The sequence below is a fragment of the uncultured Methanobrevibacter sp. genome (assembly GCF_905235195.1).
In the GTDB taxonomy this organism is placed as follows: Archaea; Methanobacteriota; Methanobacteria; order Methanobacteriales; family Methanobacteriaceae; genus Methanarmilla.
Window position 1 is genome coordinate 1 of record NZ_CAJOKH010000008.1, and the last position, 18255, is coordinate 18255.

Genomic DNA, 18255 nt, shown 5'->3' on the forward strand with positions numbered 1-18255 from the left:
AAAAAAAAAACATAATCTCAATCAATTAGATTATTCAAGACTCGAATCTAATATTAGATAATATACTTTATAAAACCTTAATTTATTTGTTACCTTCTGAGCGTGCTTGTTTTACACCATTAGACAAATAGATAATAATTCCTACAAAAGCTATAATGGAAGCAATTAACATTACAACTGAAAGAGGATAAATAAATAAAAAATTATTTAATTGTAAAAGATCAGTTCCATAGGATAAGGTATTATTTAAACAGTGAATAATCATTGGAATAATTATATTATCTGTTTTTAAATATATAACACACATACATAATCCAAATACAAATGCACTAATCATTCCTGAAGGATCATGTAATAATGCAAATAATGCTGAAGAAATAATCATAGCCCAAATAATTCCAAGTCTAGGTCTTAGACGAGTAAATATTACACCACGGAATATTAACTCTTCAATTATTGGTGCACCAATAATTCCTGTAAGTAAATCTAAAAAGTAATAAATAGGACCTATATCTGCACTACTAAACTCTACTGTTACAGAAGAACCTGGACTCAAAGATATCAATACTGCAGTAAATACTGAAATAACTGCTATTAACATTAATGCAAAAAAGTAATTTAATACAAGTAGATATAATATTTCTTTTTTATTTGAAGGTTTTAAAATATCCCTAAAATTATCTTTCAAACCCACTGTTCCTCTAAGAGCATATATGAAAAATATAAGTAATAATATATGCATTGTTAAAACAAACAAATCATCATATTTTGCATATATAGGTATAAATGTTGCTAAAATTATTGAAATAAAAGAAGCTATAATAATAGCAAGAATAAGTTCGCCTAATCTGATACTTCTTAATCTAAGATTAAAATTATTAACTGAAAAATCCATATTTTTAACCTTGAATTTTATTTAAAAAAATAATTTTTATTAGATATTAAGTATATGTTATTTAAACTAATAAATGTTTTTTATAATTCTATATGAATCAAGAGTTATAGTGAAATTTTTTATAAAAATAAGTATTACTTATAATTAAAGGTAATATTCTCCAGTAAAAATATTTAATAATATCTTAAAATAATATAATAATTAACTATTAATTTTTTAACGAAAATCTAAAAAGATTAAATTCCTATAAATTTAGAATATTTCAGTGGGTAAGTTGATTAATAATGAAAATAGCTGGTAGAGATATAAGTTTAAAATCATTTCTTTTCTATTATTGTTTTAATAGTTTAATAATTTTAGATATGATTCTAATTACTATTGCTCTAGTTTTTCAACTTCCAAAAGATATTGTAACACGAATGGAATATTTTGATTTAATTGTTTGTATAATGTTATTAACAGAATATACAATAGAGTTATACCACTCTTCATCAAAAAAAGATTATATATTGGACCCTATGAACATAGTAGGTTTAATAGCTTCCATACCATTGGATTTTATTTTAATGACAACAATTCCAGGTTCCAACCTTTTAAGATATTTTAGACTTTTAAGATTTATTAGAGTATTCCTTTTATCTCGTAGATTAAAGTTTATTAAGCGGTTCTGTGAAAAAACTGCACTACATAAAATTTTAACAGTAGTATTTGCGATAATAATAATATTCACTTCATTATTTTACCTTTTTGGTTCCAGTTATGGAGGATTTGATTATTTTTATTTCGTTATAGTGACTTTAGCAACTGTTGGATATGGAGATATAACTCCTATAACTTATAATGAAAAAATTTTAACTATAATTTTAATAATAACCGGTATATTTATATTTTCTACAATTACAGCAGCAATGTCTTCATATTTAACTGATCGTATAATGGAAAAAGAGAATAAATACAATGGATTGAAAATTAATGAAAATATAGAGGAGAAAACTGCAAATATTATGAATGAAATACAAATTATGCAAAAAGAAAATCAAGAATTAAAAGAGGAAATTAAGGAATTAAAAAACTTAATTAAAAAATAAAAAATTTTGTGTTTTATAAAAAATAGAAAATAGTTAATGTATAATACATTTAACCTTTTAAGTCCATATTAAAATTTTCACCAGCATACTCATTTAATGATTTAACACTAATATTAGAATTTACTGCAGATTCAATAGCATAAAGTACCGCTCTTGCACCAGCCAATGTTGTAACATATGGTATACCAAGCTCAACTGCAAGACGTCTAATAATATATCCATCAAGAGCAGCTTGTTTTCCATAAGAAGTGTTAATAATCATATCAATATTATTATCTAATATCTGATCTCTAATATTAGGAGTTCCCTGAGAAACCTTTTTAACCTTTTCAACAGGTACATCTTTTATAGACTCAGCTGTACCTCTAGTTGCACAGAGTTCAAATCCAAGATTATGTGCCTTTTTAGCAATAGCACCTACTTTCTTTTGATCCTTATCACGTACACTAATAAAAATTTTACCTGATTTTGGTAAATCCATTCCTGCAGATAATTGTGATTTATAGAATGCCATACCTACATCATCATCAATACCAATCGCCTCACCAGTAGATTTCATTTCTGGTCCAAGAATTGTATCTGCCTCAGGCAATTTTAGAAATGGGAATACTGATTCTTTAACAGCAACATAATCTATTTTGATTTCATTTGTAAGGCCAAAGTCTTTAAGTTTATAACCTGTCATTAGAAGTGTTGCAATCTTTGCAATAGGTACACCAATAGCTTTACTTACAAATGGAACAGTACGACTTGCCCTAGGATTTGCTTCAATAATATATACCATTTCAGTATCTAATTTTACTGCATATTGAATATTCATTAAACCTACAACATTAAGTTCAAGTGCAAGTTTACGAGTATTCTCTTTAATCTCATCAATTAAATGTTTTGGTACATTATGTGGAGGTATTACACATGCAGAGTCTCCAGAGTGTACACCTGCCTCTTCAATATGCTCCATTATTCCTGCAATAAATACATCTTCACCATCAGCTAAAACATCAACATCAAGTTCAATTGCATCTTCAAGGAATTTATCAACTAAAATTGGATGTTCTGGTGAAACCCTTACTGCCTCTTTCATATATTCTTCAAGTTCACCATCATCATAAACAATCTCCATTGCACGTCCACCAATAACATATGATGGCCTTACAAGAACAGGATAACCAATTCTATTAGCCTCCTCTTTAGCTTTCTCATAAGAGTGTACAATACCAAATGGTGCCTGATGAATATCAAGTTTTGAAAGTAACTGTGAAAATCTATCCCTGTCTTCAGCCATATCAATACTATCATATGGAGTTCCAAGAATCTTTACACCTGCATTTGCAAGTGGTACTGCAAGATTAATTGATGTTTGACCACCAAACTGTACGATGACTCCATCCGGTTTTTCTCTTTTTATAATATTCATTACATCCTCATAGTTTAATGGTTCAAAGAAGAGTTTATCTGAAATATCATAATCAGTACTTACAGTTTCAGGGTTATTGTTGATTAATATGGTTTCAATACCTTGTTGTTTAAGTGCAAGTGAGGAATGTACACAACAATAATCAAATTCAATACCCTGACCAATTCTAATAGGGCCTGCACCAATAATGACAATTTTCTTATTTTTACTTGTCTCGACAGTTAACTCATCTCCTATATCATATGAAGAATAGTAGTATGGAGTTTTAGCTGCAAACTCTCCACCACATGTATCAACCATTTTATAATGAGTTATAATGTCTAATTCATCTTGAATTTTATTTATTACATTAGTCTCAACACCTGCAATATTTGCAAGTTTTTTATTTGTAAATCCTAATTGTTTAGCACGTCTAAAGTATGATTCATCTTTAAGTTTGTCTAAACTAATGTCCTTTTCAAAGTTTACAATGTTTTCAATCTTATCTAAAAAGAATGTGTCTATTTGAGTTAAATCAGATAATTCCATTAAATCCATACCATCTTTTATAGCAGAATAAAGTGCCATAAATCTTTCATCATTAGGATTTTCAAGAGATTCTTTAGTATATTCCACATCTTCAAAACCATCATAGCCTAAATCAAGAGATCTTAAAGCTTTTTGGAATGCTTCTTCAAAAGTTCTTCCAATAGCCATAACTTCCCCTGTTGCTTTCATCTGTACACCAATCTCACGACTAATACCTTTGAACTTGTCAAATGGCCATCTTGGTACTTTAACTACAACATAATCAATACTTGGTTCAAATGATGCAGGAGTTTCTTTTGTAATATCATTTTTTATTTCATCTAAGGTTAGACCTAATGCAACTTTTGAAGAGATTTTTGCAATTGGATAACCTGTTGCCTTACTTGCAAGAGCACTACTTCTACTTACCCTCGGGTTAACCTCAATAACCTTATATTCCCCTGTTTCAGGTTTAACTGCAAATTGAATATTACATCCACCATTAATACCTAAAGCTCTAATAATTTTAATAGATGCATCTCTTAATCTTTGTGCATACTTATCCTCTAAGGTCTGTGCAGGTGCAACAACAACACTTTCTCCTGTATGTATACCCATAGGATCTATATTTTCCATATTACATACAATAATACAGGTGTCGTTTTTATCACGCATAACCTCATATTCAAATTCTTTCCAACCAAGAACAGACTCATCAATTAAGACCTGTCCAATAAAACTCATATCCAATCCATGCTGGGTGATTTGAATTAATTCCTCTTCATTATTTGCAATTCCCCCACCAGTACCACCTAAAGTAAATGCAGGACGAACAATTGCCGGATAACCTATATCCTCAATAGCTTCAAGTGCCTCATCAACAGATTCAACAGCGTGACATTTTGGTATAGGTTCATCAAGTTTATCCATAAATAATGCAAAAAGGTCACGATCTTCCACATTTGCAATAGTTTTAACATCAGAACCAAGAACCCTTATCCCATCAAGTAATCCTTTCTCCCCAAGACCAGTTGCAATATTAAGACCAGTTTGACCACCCATAGTTGGAAGTATTGCATCTATATTTTCTTTATCAATAATTTTTTTAACAAGTTCTGGAGTTAAAGGTTCAGTATAAACAACATCAGCCATATCCATATCAGTTTGAATAGTTGCAGGATTACTATTAACTAAAACAGTTTCAATACCCTCCTCTCTTAAAGACTTACATGCTTGAGAACCAGAGTAATCAAATTCTGCAGCTTGACCAATTTGAATAGGACCAGAACCAATAATTAATACTTTTTTAATATTCTTATCCACAGGCATCTTATCACTCTTTATAATCGTAAAATAGTAAATTTAATAATTTACAATAGTCTCCTTAAATTCATCGAATAAAATATTTGTATCAGTTGGACCCGGAGTAGCTTCTGGGTGATACTGAATAGTCTTAATCGGCAACTCTTTATGAACAAAACCTTCAGGAGTTCCATCATTTAGGCTTATCTGAGCAAGTTCTAAATCTGTACCTTTAAGTGAATCAGCATCAACAGCAAAACCGTGATTTTGACTGGTAATATATACTTTACCAGTTTTTAAATCTTTTACCGGCTGATTTCCTCCCCTATGACCAAATTTCATTTTAAAGGTTTTTGCACCAAATGTTTTTGCAATAACAAGTTGACCCATACAAATACCGAAAATTGGAAGTCTATTTGTAAGATGTGAAACATTATCAATTGTTTCAGTTAATCTTGCAGGGTTTCCAGGGCCACATGAAACAAGTAAACCATCAACATCATAATCTAAAATCTCTTGATAATTAGTATCATATGGTACACGTACAACACCTAAATCCCTTTTAAGGAAATCATTAATTATACTTGTTTTAACACCACAGTCAATAATAGCTACCATATGCTTATTATCTTCACCATAAATTTGAGTTTTCTTTGTTGAAACTTCAGGAACAAGATCTCTATCTACAATACTTTTCTGGTTTCTTGCAAGAGTTAAAAGTTCCTCATCACTAATATCTTCTGTAGTTAATGCACCTTTCATTGAACCTTCAGTTCTTATTTTTAATGTTAAATCTCTTGTATCAATTCCACTAATTCCTGGAATTTCATATTCTTCTAAAAAATCCTTTAAAGTTTTTTGAGAAGTGTATCTTGAAGGTTTCCTACAGACTTCTCTTACTATAAATCCATCAGCCTGAATACTATCAGATTGAAAATGCTCTTTAGATACACCATAATTACCCTCTAAAGGATATGTTGACATTAAAATTTGACCCTTAAAGGAAGGATCTGTTAATGATTCAGTGTATCCGACCATACCAGTTGAAAATACAACTTCACCAATCTTGGTAGTTTCATAACCAAAAGATTCGCCTTTTACGATAGTTCCGTCTTCTAAAGCTAATTTGGCCCTATTTTCCATTAAATCACCATAAGCAAATAATATTCATAACCCATATAAAAATAAATTTTTCATAGGTTCATTATATTAATTTAATATATATTCAAATCCTTATTTTAAATTAACTATATATTGAAAATTCCATATAAAAATAAAAAAAATAAATTTTTAAAAATTAAAATTTCACAGATTTTCTTTTAAAATAATATTTGCTATTGAAATAAAATCAAAATAGTGGTAAAATATAATAGAATATTAGAAAAAATCTCTAAAATAAATATTTTGGCAAAATAAAAGAAAAATAGAATATAAGATTAGTTATTAGAAAAATTATGTTTTATGAATCATTGCATAATAAAATGATTGTAAAAATACGAAAAAATAAGTTTATAAAAATTTTTCAGTCTCTGATAAAAATTCCTCGGCATGTACAAGTTCTTTTTGAGCAATTCTTCCCCATAATCTGATTCAACTGTATAATTTCCATCATTTCTTAATGATTGGGCTCCGATAAGATAAGTGAAAATCTCATAATCAAAATCACCCTCATGAACATATTTAAGAGAGAAAAAAATCAATAGTTCCCTTCTGAGTTTTACTTTTAAATCCTAAATTTAAGGTTAAAGCTTTAACTGCCAGATACATCGCATAAAAAGATAAAGGGATAGAGTTTCTATATTGGCCTGCTTCAAATAAAATCTGTGCAGATTTTAAATTATCCTATGCATTATTCATATATGCATCGATTTCATCCAAGAAGAACACCTTCTTGCCTAATATTTTCCATAAATGTAAAATTATTGATTGATTTGATTTGTTTTTCACTCATTAAGTGAAGAGATTAATTCATGTTTTTCAAGGACAATATCTGCTATTGCTTTAGATAAATCAGACCATATTATATTACGAGGATTAGAGACAATTAAAATATCTATATCAGAATCTTCCTTGTCATCTCCCCTAGCCACAGAACCAAATAATACAATCTTATTTATATATTTTGAATTTATAATCTCTGCAAATTCATGAGCAAGTTCTACCCGGTTATTCATATAATCACCAAAGATTATAATTATAATAATTATTATAAATTTTCATAATAAGAAATACTTTGAAAATATGAACTTCCTCGGATAAAATGAAAAAAATATTAGTTTCCACAAGCTCTTGGAATCTTTTTAAATAAATTTATGATTAAAATTTTTAATGTAAAAAAGATTAGGGGAGGTTAAAATGAAACAAAAAACTATTTTTGATGTTATTGAAGAAGAAGGCACTATTTTTAAAAAGAGAGAAGTCTTTACAACAGAATATGTACCTGAATTCTACCAATACCGAGATCATCAACTAGACTCTATGGCATTCCACTCTAGAAGGATTGAACATAATCGTGCACCACACCATATGCTACTTAAAGGTAGAAATGCTACTGGAAAAACCAGCACACTAAAAAGATATTTTCAACTAGTCTGTGAAAGATTTCATAATGTTTTAACAGTATACATAAACTGTAGACTCCATAGAACAGAATATCAAATATTTTCAAAAATATACATTGAACTATTTCACGAAAATATTGCAAGTCTTAATACATATAATTTCTACAATCGTATAATGGACTATTTAATTGAAAATAAGATAATTCTAATAGTTGCACTTGACGAATTCAACAATATTAAAAGTCCAATAGAATTAAATCGAACATTATATACATTATTAAGAGCCCATGAAGAATACCCTAATGTAGAAATATCTGTAATTGCAATTAGCTCAGAGAAAAATATCAGTGCTACAGATTTGAATGTATCAACAATACATCTACCTATTGAAATACGTTTTCCCTTCTACACTCATCAAGAAGTCTACAGTATTTTAAAACAAAGATGTGATCTTGGCTTTTACCCTGGAGTAATAAGTGATAATTTACTTGCAGATATAAGTGAAAATGCATATAGACTTGGAAATCTTCGTATTGGCATTAAAAAATTAGAACATGCTGGAGAAAAGGCTGAATATCGTGGTAGCTGTAAAATAGAAAAAGAAGATATAAACAACTACTTTAAATGGAAATACTAATCATGTAGGAGAGGGTTTGGATATTACTACTTTTTTAAAACTATTTGTAAATAATGAATAAAATAATAAAATAAAATGAAATAATAAAATAAAATGAAATAATAGAATATAATAAATAAAATAATAAAATAAAAAGAATTTAACTGCTTTTAAAATAAACCCACTACAAAAATAAAAAAAATAACTTATTTTAAAGAAAAATAAAGAATAAAAATAAAATATAGAATTTTTCTAAAAAATATTTCACAATGTAAAAATTTACATGAAATTATAATAATAAGACCTTCAAAAGAAAAAATTAAAACTATTTTTCAAAAATAAGATAATAACTGATACTAAAGTTTTATATATTATTACAAACATAAATGAGAGTCATTAAGTATATGCTAAAATACCAGTTATTCATAGGTATTTTTACAAAATAACTGATATTAATACTTATTTTCTATTTTATATATTCTTATATAATTATTTAAAAATGGAGGATGTTAAATATTAAGATTAAATTGATTATTGCAGTAACATTGATTTTAGGCTTATTTTTAGCTTTAGGTCTTGTTTCTGCAAGTGATGTTAGTATGGACGATTATACTAATATAAAAGATAACAATAATAATCTAGAAATCACAACAAACAATAATATTAATGAAAATAATGATAAAGATTTTGGAAATGATAATGTAAATGATAATGTTGAAGGCGTAAATCCTACTACCCCCAGTAATAATAGAGAATCAATTAAAGATAAAACTGCCACTTTAGATTCACTAATCCAAAATAACACAATTACATCTCAAAGTAGTACTGTATCTAAAACATCTACTTCAGCAAAAAAAAATTTAAAAATAGTTAACCATACTAACTTTGTTAAAAATGGAAACGAATATCATCTTTATTTAAGAGATGCAAATAATAAGGGAATAGATAATAAGACACTATACATAAATTTTAATGGAAAAACCTATAAAAAAACAACTGCAAATAAAGGCGCATTTTCAATTTTAATAAACTCAAATAACCCTATTGAGACAATGGATATTACATTTAAAGGAGATAGTAAATATAATAAATTTACTAAAACACTTACATTTTATGTTGATCCATCAACAGCACTCGTTGTGGGAAATAAAAAAGTACTCACTGACGGTTTTCTAAGAATTTATTTAACCAATACTAAAAAGTCAGTTGCAAATAAAACTATTAAAATAAGCATTGAAAACAAAAAATATACTAAAAAAACTAGTGCCGAAGGATTTGTTGTTTTCAAACCTAAACTTTCCGTTGGTACACACAATATAGTGGTTCAATATGGAAAATATGTTCTAATTAAAGCAGTAAACTGTATAAAAGGTACTGTATTAAATCCTCTTGAAAAGGTAATTCCAACTATTAATGGAGTTCCAAATATTGATGTGATGCCAGGACATTATGTTATGGCTAATCCAAGTGGAAAATATACCCTTACAAAAGAACAATACAAACTTACTATACAATTAGACAGTTATTATTTGTTTTTATATAATAAATTATCAAAATACACAACCTTTAAAACAAAAGCATGTCCTACAATCAATCACATTATACAACGTGAAAAATGGAATGTAATTGAAAGAGCACTTAATGTTATGCTTGTTAAAAAGAACAAAAAAACTTATTGGCCTAGCTCAATAACAGTTTCCCTTGCAGGAAAAGCATATACCTACTGTGAAGTTCGTGATGTTCAAAACACAGAATATACCTGTGGTCCTACATCTGCTAGTGTTTGCAGTCAAGCATTAAGAAACTACTATTCTGAATATTACTTCCAGAAAAAAGCACATGTAGTAAGTGGAGTTAATATTCCAGTTCTTAAAAAAGCTATAGAAGATACTGGATTTGCAGCAGAATATTTTTATACCGATTCTTTCAATAGTGCTTTAAAAAAATTAGGCAAAGGTGGATGTGCATTAATAGCTTACTTACCTAACCATTATGTATCTATAATTGATATAAGTAAAGATGGTAAGAAAATTTTAGTTAGTAACTCATATGGAAAGTATAATGAAGGGGGAAAAAATAAAGTTCCAACCGGCTGGGTTTCCTTAAAATATTTCAAAACCAAATTTGCGGGTGTTGGTCTAACCGTTAAACTTAATTACAAAATAAAAAACAAAAAGGTAATACAACGGGTAAAGAATATGTACTTAACTATGGGATCTAATTGGATAAGACAAAATACAAAAGAAAAACTTCTTGATACCAAATAATTATTTTGAAACTTAAGTAGAATGTATTTTTACTTAATTTTCAATACTTTCTTTTTTTTATATTAAAAATATTATTTTTAAATTCTATACAATTCTTTTTTTAAATTAAAATAGATCTATTTTATTTATTTTCATTTTGAATTTTATTTATTTTATTTTATACTGTTTTTTATTTGAATATATACTAATTTAAAAGAAATAAACTTTTTTTAAACAAATTAAATATTTAATAATATACATAAATAAAAATTAAAATAGCTAAAATAAAATAATTAAAAATAGCTAAAATAGACTAAAATATAATGAAAAAATAATAAAAAAAAATTAAAATAGCTAAAATAAAATAATTAAAAATAGCTAAAATAGACTAAAATATAATGAAAAAATAATAAAAAAAGTTAAAATAAAAATAAAATAATTAAAAATAGCTAAAATAGACTAAAATATAATGAAAAAATAATAAAAAAAGTTAAAATAGCTAAAATAAAGTAAAATAATAAAAATGATTAATAATAAAGTAAAATTAAAAAAAGGGTTAAAAAAGTCAATAGGTAAACTTATACTCAATTGACTAAAAAAACTGAATGACTTAAAAGATTATTCTTTTTTAGTGTGATTAACATCTATAGGTTCACGTTCAGAGTCATCTTCTTCTGTGTCAATCCACAATTGTTTTAAATTATCAATCTTATGATCATTTTTAATTTTCAAAATATCAACATTAACATCTTTATCTTCAACAATATCCTCAGGCATATTGATTTTAACCTGTTTGTTCAAGTCACTAGTTGGTATTTTAATTTCAATTTCTTTTCGATTAAAAAGCAATTTCCAAAAACTAACATTTTTAATTTCTTCATTAATACTGTCAACCATATTATTAATATTACTAGCCATAGCCCTATTTCTTTCTGTAACCTCTTTTTCCGTTTTATCTACAGCATTATTAATTTTCTGACGAGTAGTTTTGTTATTAGCATTAATAAGTTTTGTAGTTTCTTTTACAGTATCTGTTATTGCCTCTTCCATTGTTTGATTAATATTTTCCGTTACTTCATACAAGAGTTCATTACGCTGGTTAACCTTATTTTGAAGAGCATATAATTCCTCATTTTGTGAAATCTTATCAGGTAAAAATTCATCACTTGCATTTGAAGATAAACGCTCTGTAAGTATAAAGATTTCATCCTTAAGTGAGGATATTTCTTTGTCTTTTTCACTTAAATCCTTATTATTTTTATCTTTTAATTCTGCAATTTCACTTTTAAGACTATTTATCTCCTTATCTTTAAGGTTCAAATCTTCTTTAATACCATTTAACTCTTCTTCCTTAATAATGACCTGATTTTTAAGATCATTATTATCGTTTTGAGATTGAAGATTTGAAATTTCTTCTTTTAAGTTTTTAATTTCCTGATTTTTATGCTCTATTTCTTTAAGCATTTCATTAATTTTATTAAACTCATCAATTGAAAAATATACTACTTCATCTCCTTTTGAAAATCCGTCTCCAGGTGCAAATATTGCTAATGTATATGATTCAACATCACCTTCAAGAGGGACATCATCAGTTACAGAATAAATTGTTTTAATTTTAGGGTCAGTCATTCATATCACTAATACTATTTATTTATATCCTATTAAATAAAATTTATTAATTTTTTAAAAGATAGAAAAATAGATTTTTATAAAGAAATTACAACATATATTTAAGAAAATGCCTCAATAAATAAAGAAAATAGATTTTTATAAAAATTAGACCATTTTTAAGATAATCGTTGAAATATTTACTTAAATAGGATTTATAAGATAAATTATCTAACGGACTATTAGATAATACTGTAAAAAGTATTAAAAAAACAACAAGATAAATTGAAATAAAACTATTATAATATTAAGCTAAATTAAAAATCTTAAATTAAATAAAATAAAGGCTAAATATAAGGATTTTAAGAACAAATCTTTATAAATTATATTAAAACTTAAAAATATCAAAAATATCAACTAAATCCAAAACTTATATAAATATTATATATAAGATTAATATGTATGACAGAAAATAACAAAGAAAAATCTAGAAGTAGGGAAATTTATGCTGTTGCAAAAAAATATAAATTGGGAAAATTATTTAAATCATCAAGAAAACGTAAAAAAGAACAAGACGATTACGATGAAGAGATTGATGCAAGTAATCTTAGATTAGCATTTGAAGAATTAGGTCCTGCTTTTATTAAATTAGGGCAAATATTAGCTACAAGGCCAGACCTTGTTGGACAGGACATTGCAGATGAACTTGCAAAACTTAGAGATAATACTCCTGCAACACCCTTTGAAGAGATAAAAAAACTCATTGAAGAAGAACTTAATAAACCATTAGATGAAATATACTGCGAATTTGATGAAGAACCTCTAGGTTCTGCATCTATTGGTCAAGTTTATAAAGCAAAATTAAAAGAAAATGGTGAAGAAGTAGCAGTTAAAGTCCAAAAACCCGGTTCCTATGAAATAGTAGTTGAAGATGTAAAAATAATGAAAAAAACCGCTAACTTAGCAGATAAATATATTACAAGTACAAGAACCTATAATTTACCTGCAATTATAGCTGAATTTGAAAGGTCCATTTTCAAAGAACTTGATTATATGGAAGAAGTTATGAACATCCAAAAGATTACTAAAAACTTTAAAGAGGAAACTTATGTAAGATATCCTAAAGTTTATCCTAGATTATGTACTAACAAACTCATTAACATGGAACTTGTAAAAGGATATAATGTTACAGAATTATATGGCAATCAAGTAGAAGGAATTGATAATGTAAAATTAGGTGATGACATTGTTAATGCTTACTTTAAACAAATAATGCTTGATGGATTTTTCCATGCAGACCCTCACCCGGGAAACTTGATTATTGGTGAAGATGGTATACCTTGTTTTATTGATTTAGGAATGATGGGAATTTTAAGTGAAGATTTCAGAGGCAATTTAGCACAATTAATCCTACTTTTATTTGATGGTAATCCAAATCACCTCATAAAACAGTTAACCTATATGAAAATACTCACTCCAGAACAAAACACAGAAGAATTAAATATGGACATTAATGATTTACTAAATCGGTATATGGGTGCCGAATTAGACCAAATGGATGGAGTACTCGAAAAATTAATAGATACAATGATTAAACATGGAGTCACCCTTCCAAGAGAATTTGTTATGATTGGAAGAGGATGTGCACTTATAGAAGACATTGGTTATAATCTTAACCCTAAATTTAATGCTGCAGAAGCATTACAAAGATTATCCAAAAGATTAGTTCTTCATAAATTTAATCCTGCTAATGTTGCAACAAGCAGTTATAATTATCTTTTAGAAGTTGAACATTTAGTTAAAGATATGCCTGAGCGAATTAATTCAACAATGACCAAAGTAGAAAAAGGAGATCTTGAATTTAATATAAATGTAGGGCATTTAAACGAATTTAAAAATCAAATATCAGCATCTTTAATTATTTCTGCATTAATTATTGGTTCTTCACTTGCTATCTTAGCAGATAATGGGCCAAAACTATATGATATTTCTGCAATAGGCCTTGTAGGATTTCTTTTCAGTGCAATAATTGGAGCATACATTGTTGTAAAATATGTCATTAGAGAATAATATTGTATTTTTAAAATACAATATTATTTGTTTATTTAAAAATCATTAGAACATAAAAAAATATTCCCAATTATTATTTTTAATACTCTTATAAGATTTTTAATTGTTATTTTTTCATAAACAGGGCCAAATAGATAAATAAATTTTAGATTAAAAAATATTTTTAATCTAAGTTTATTTTATTATTATAATATCCTATTAAAACTCATTTTAGCTAATTTTAAATACTTAAACTCAATTGATTATAATTTAAATAATTAAACTAATTTTACTCTAATTATAAATATTAAATATAAAAAAGACTGAAAAATAAGTATTTTAATAAAAATTAACTACTTTAATAAAATAAATAATGACCAACAATAATTATAAATAGTATTCAAATATAATATAAATTTATTAATAAATGGTTGGTGCTATTTTTTGAAAATCAAATGTCCTATTTGTGGAACAGAAAATAAGAAGGATAAGACCTACTGTAAGGTATGTGGTGCTAGTTTGAATACTGACCCAGATTATCTTGAAGATACATCAGAGAATGATTTTAGCTTAACCAATGCTCTTAAAGATATGGAAAAATCATCCTCAACATCTTCAAATGACCACAACGATAATGAAAAAATAGCTGCTGAAAAGTATCTAGAAGCACTTGAAGAAGAGCATGGCCTCAGTAGTGAAAAAACAGAAGATACTATTATAGAAGGACAAGCACAAGAGGATATTGATTCTGCATATAGTCAAGAAAACTTAAATAGTTCTTTTAAAGAGAAAATTGAACAATTATCTGACGACTACATCATAGTAGAGCATGCAGAAGAAGAAACAATTGAAGAAGAAAATCTCCAAGAAGAATACGCTCAAACTGAAGATCCAACTTTAGAAGAAGAAACAACACACAAACAACACACAGACACAGAAGAAATCAAAGAAGAAACATACCTCATAGAACACACACCAAAAGAAGCAACAGAAACAAATCATGACCAAGAATATCTCCTTCCAGAATACTCAGAGGAAGAATACATCCAAATAGAACACAGCCCAGAAGAAACAATAGAAGAAGAAACAACAAAAGAATACTACATCCAAATAGAACACACCCCAGAAGACATAGCAGAAGAAGATAAATTCCAAGAGGAAGCTGCAATTCAAGAAGAAATTGAAAAACAAAAGGAGATTGCAGATCAAGATGAAAACTCAGATGAGGATGACGAAGAATATGACTGGGTATACGATATATATCCTGATCATTCCTCTGAAGTTAAAACTGCAGAAGAACATGAAGATAACCGGAATGAAGTAGAGCAATTTATTAAAAAACCTAAAGAAAAAGGGTATAAAAATCTACTTAAATTTGAAACAAAATCTCTTGAAGATAAAAATATAGATAAAAATTCATTTAGATATGTCCATAGGAAAGGAATAATGGTTTTAGGTGTTCTCATACTTTTAGCAATAGTTGGGACAATGACAATGCACTATATTGATGAAAACACCTTAAATTACTTAAGTGCAAGTAATTCAGAACCAGGACAATATACAAATAATATCATATCATTTAAACTACCGGCCACCTGGGAAAAATATAATATTACTGAGAAAAATGTGATTGGTAGTTATAAATCTGAAAAAGATGGACATAAAATACTATTAAGTGTTTATCAATCAAAAGTTTCAGGTAGAACATTAGATGAAATTAAAAGTTCAACCGAAGAGTTAGATATTAGAAGCGGAGCTTTAGTCAATCAAAGCAAAATTGAAAACATTAAACATGTAAAATCATATGATGTTTTAAGTAGAGAAGGTGCTAATGATTATGAATATCGTACAATAGGATTTATTAAAGATAATAAAGAATATGCGTTCCTATTTGTATCTGACGACATAGATACATTTAATGAAGATATTAATGACTTTAAAAAAAGCCTTGAATTCTACTAATAATTAAAATAAATGAACAGATTGTGAATTTAGATTATAATTTAAAAATGAAATTTTTAAATAAACATCTTTTTTAAGTCTCTTCATTAGAAATTAACAGACTTATTTCTAATTTTTTAAAATTTCCACAACATATAATAAAATTAAATATAAAAATAATAGAAATATTTAAATATAATGTAAAATTCATTTAGTATTTATAGAAAGAATAATATAAAATTTTTATTATTAATATATAATAATAAATTTAAATAAGATTATAAATAGCATATTAATGTTATAAGTTAAATTAAGCTTATAATTTAAAATTAATCATTATAAATAATTAAAATTAAAAAGAAAATCATAGTAAATTATATTAAAGATTTTTTTAACAAAAAATGTATTATTTAGGGATATTATGTCAAGGTACTGTCCAAGATGTGGAAAAGAACATATTAAAAATGAGGAATATTGTCTTGATTGTCATACAAGATTGCCTAAAGATGAAATAGAACTTAATGATAAGACCCCTTTAAGTATTTTTAGAAATGAAAAAATGGAAAATGAAAAAATACAGACAGAAAAAAAGAATACAGGTCTTGGAAAAATATTTACCTATGAAAAAGCTCAAAATATTCCAAAAGAAGTGGAACAAACACGGAAAATCGAAAGGACCGCAAAACCAAAAGATACACAGAAAAAAACGCTAAACATTTTTAAAAGAAACACAAAAGAACAAAAAGAAAATATTCAAAAAAATAACGAGAAAAAAACAACAAGACCAAAAACAAATCTAAAAACAGAAAAACCAAAAACCAATACCCAAATTGAAAAACCAAAAACAAAACTAAAAACAGAAAAACCAAAAACCAATACCCAAATTGAAAAACCAAAAACAAAACTAAAAACAGAAAAACCAAAAACCCCAGACAATGCTAAAATTGAAAAACCAAAAACAAAACTAAAAACAGAAAAACCAAAAACCCCAGACAATGCTAAAATTGAAAAACCAAAAACAAAACTAAAAACAAAAACCCCACAAAATATAAAAACAGAAAAACCAAAAACCCCAGACAATGCTAAAATTGAAAAACCAAAAACTAGCCTAAAAACAGAAACCCCACAAAATATAAAAACAACAAGACCAAAAACAAATACCCAAATAGAAAAACCAAAAACAGATTTAAAAACAGAACGAAAAACTAACATAATCAAAACAAGCCCAAAAACAAAAGAAGTCAAAAAAGAACAATCAACTAACATAGACAAAAACATAAAACCAAAAACAGATTTAAAAACAGAACGAAAAACTAACATAATCAAAACAAGCCCAAAAACAAAAGAAGTAAAGACTCCTCAAGGAAATGTAAAAACTAAAGCTAAAGAAAAAACTTTAGTATAAGTGAAGAGGATAAACGGAAAATAATCATTGGAGGATTAATTGTACTTGCAATACTTATCCTAATTATTATTGCAGGAGTATTAACTAATCCTACCCTTAACAATTCTGAAACAGGACATACTAACTATAATTTTACTGATTTTGTTGTAAGTATACCTAATGATTACAAGAAAAACAATGATACTGACTACATTACCGAATTTTCAAAAGATAATGTTTCTGTAAAATTCTATACTTCAAACCTAAAGGGAACTGGTTATCAAGGTACAAGTATTGAAAGTCTACAACAAGCAACGGTCAATAATATTGCAAATAATCTGAATGGAACCATTAGCTATAATGATTTAGTAGATCTTGATAATGGTTATAGAGGATATAATATAACATATAGCTCTGAGGGAAATGTCACAAGAAACATTGGATTTATAAAAGATAATGTAGAATATGATATAATAATCACCACTCCAGGAAATAATACGGAAAAACTTGATAATATTAGCTCAGAGATTATACCTACATTAAAAATCAACTAAAATAGTTTAATATATAAAAAATAATCATTTAAACTATTTTTATTATTTTTATTTATATTGTTTATTTAATTATTTTTAATTTAATTT

At 26.8% G+C, this 18255-nt stretch carries 11 protein-coding genes and 1 pseudogene; 6 read left to right on the plus strand and 6 right to left on the minus strand.

What is annotated here, in order from left to right; genetic code table 11:
- Positions 1-82: 82 nt before the first annotated feature.
- Positions 83-895 carry a CPBP family intramembrane glutamic endopeptidase gene (locus QZ146_RS01190; RefSeq protein ID WP_295721662.1) on the minus strand — a complete coding sequence of 271 codons (813 nt, stop codon included), beginning with the start codon at positions 893-895 and terminating at the stop codon, positions 83-85.
- A 284-nt stretch (positions 896-1179) separates the two neighbouring features.
- Here QZ146_RS01190 and QZ146_RS01195 point away from each other — a divergent pair, with 284 nt between their 5' ends.
- Positions 1180-1983, plus strand: coding sequence for an ion transporter (locus tag QZ146_RS01195; protein WP_295721664.1), 804 nt, complete (start codon positions 1180-1182; stop codon positions 1981-1983).
- A gap of 49 nt (positions 1984-2032) precedes the next feature.
- On the opposite strand, the gene carB is transcribed toward QZ146_RS01195, so the two are convergent.
- From carB to QZ146_RS01210, 4 genes and pseudogenes are all read right to left on the minus strand, one after another.
- The gene (gene carB / locus QZ146_RS01200; RefSeq protein WP_295721666.1) at positions 2033-5236 is read right to left on the minus strand and encodes a carbamoyl-phosphate synthase large subunit; all 3204 of its coding nucleotides are present in this window, start codon (positions 5234-5236) and stop codon (positions 2033-2035) included.
- 33 nt (positions 5237-5269) lie between these two features.
- Positions 5270-6352, minus strand: a complete 1083-nt coding sequence (gene carA, locus QZ146_RS01205; protein WP_295721668.1) for a glutamine-hydrolyzing carbamoyl-phosphate synthase small subunit — start codon at positions 6350-6352, stop codon at positions 5270-5272.
- Between the two features lie 537 nt (positions 6353-6889).
- A pseudogene (locus QZ146_RS08810) lies at positions 6890-7036 on the minus strand (hypothetical protein); the annotation flags it as partial.
- 116 nt (positions 7037-7152) lie between these two features.
- Positions 7153-7383 carry a nucleotidyltransferase family protein gene (locus QZ146_RS01210; protein WP_295721670.1) on the minus strand — a complete coding sequence of 77 codons (231 nt, stop codon included), beginning with the start codon at positions 7381-7383 and terminating at the stop codon, positions 7153-7155.
- Between the two features lie 181 nt (positions 7384-7564).
- Between QZ146_RS01210 and QZ146_RS01215 the strand changes: the two genes are divergently transcribed.
- Positions 7565-8407, plus strand: coding sequence for an AAA family ATPase (locus QZ146_RS01215; RefSeq protein ID WP_295721672.1), 843 nt, complete (start codon positions 7565-7567; stop codon positions 8405-8407).
- A gap of 485 nt (positions 8408-8892) precedes the next feature.
- Positions 8893-10653 (plus strand): hypothetical protein, encoded by a 1761-nt coding sequence (locus QZ146_RS01220; RefSeq protein WP_295721675.1) that lies wholly within the window; start codon positions 8893-8895, stop codon positions 10651-10653.
- A 597-nt stretch (positions 10654-11250) separates the two neighbouring features.
- On the opposite strand, the gene QZ146_RS01225 is transcribed toward QZ146_RS01220, so the two are convergent.
- Positions 11251-12261: a hypothetical protein gene (locus QZ146_RS01225; protein ID WP_295721677.1), complete on the minus strand. Its 1011-nt coding sequence runs from the start codon at positions 12259-12261 to the stop codon at positions 11251-11253.
- A gap of 441 nt (positions 12262-12702) precedes the next feature.
- Between QZ146_RS01225 and QZ146_RS01230 the strand changes: the two genes are divergently transcribed.
- The 3 genes from QZ146_RS01230 to QZ146_RS01240 all read left to right on the plus strand — a co-directional run bounded on the left by QZ146_RS01230 (position 12703) and on the right by QZ146_RS01240 (position 17635).
- Positions 12703-14310 (plus strand): AarF/ABC1/UbiB kinase family protein, encoded by a 1608-nt coding sequence (locus QZ146_RS01230; RefSeq protein WP_295721679.1) that lies wholly within the window; start codon positions 12703-12705, stop codon positions 14308-14310.
- A gap of 423 nt (positions 14311-14733) precedes the next feature.
- Entirely contained in the window at positions 14734-16251 is a 1518-nt protein-coding gene (locus tag QZ146_RS01235; RefSeq protein WP_295721681.1) for a zinc ribbon domain-containing protein, read from the plus strand.
- A gap of 400 nt (positions 16252-16651) precedes the next feature.
- Positions 16652-17635 carry a hypothetical protein gene (locus tag QZ146_RS01240; RefSeq protein WP_295721683.1) on the plus strand — a complete coding sequence of 328 codons (984 nt, stop codon included), beginning with the start codon at positions 16652-16654 and terminating at the stop codon, positions 17633-17635.
- Positions 17636-18255 lie beyond the last annotated feature (620 nt).

Excerpts from the sequence above, each read along its gene's own strand:
- QZ146_RS01190 (WP_295721662.1), bottom strand. The coding sequence starts at position 895 with ATGGATTTTTCAGTTAATAATTTTAATCTTAGATTAAGAAGTATCAGA.
- QZ146_RS01215 (WP_295721672.1), top strand. The coding sequence starts at position 7,565 with ATGAAACAAAAAACTATTTTTGATGTTATTGAAGAAGAAGGCACTATT.
- QZ146_RS01195 (WP_295721664.1), top strand. The coding sequence starts at position 1,180 with ATGAAAATAGCTGGTAGAGATATAAGTTTAAAATCATTTCTTTTCTAT.
- QZ146_RS01220 (WP_295721675.1), top strand. The coding sequence starts at position 8,893 with ATGTTAAATATTAAGATTAAATTGATTATTGCAGTAACATTGATTTTA.
- QZ146_RS01240 (WP_295721683.1), top strand. The coding sequence starts at position 16,652 with ATGTCAAGGTACTGTCCAAGATGTGGAAAAGAACATATTAAAAATGAG.
- carB (WP_295721666.1), bottom strand. The coding sequence starts at position 5,236 with ATGCCTGTGGATAAGAATATTAAAAAAGTATTAATTATTGGTTCTGGT.
- QZ146_RS01230 (WP_295721679.1), top strand. The coding sequence starts at position 12,703 with ATGACAGAAAATAACAAAGAAAAATCTAGAAGTAGGGAAATTTATGCT.
- carA (WP_295721668.1), bottom strand. The coding sequence starts at position 6,352 with ATGGAAAATAGGGCCAAATTAGCTTTAGAAGACGGAACTATCGTAAAA.
- QZ146_RS01225 (WP_295721677.1), bottom strand. The coding sequence starts at position 12,261 with ATGACTGACCCTAAAATTAAAACAATTTATTCTGTAACTGATGATGTC.
- QZ146_RS01210 (WP_295721670.1), bottom strand. The coding sequence starts at position 7,383 with ATGAATAACCGGGTAGAACTTGCTCATGAATTTGCAGAGATTATAAAT.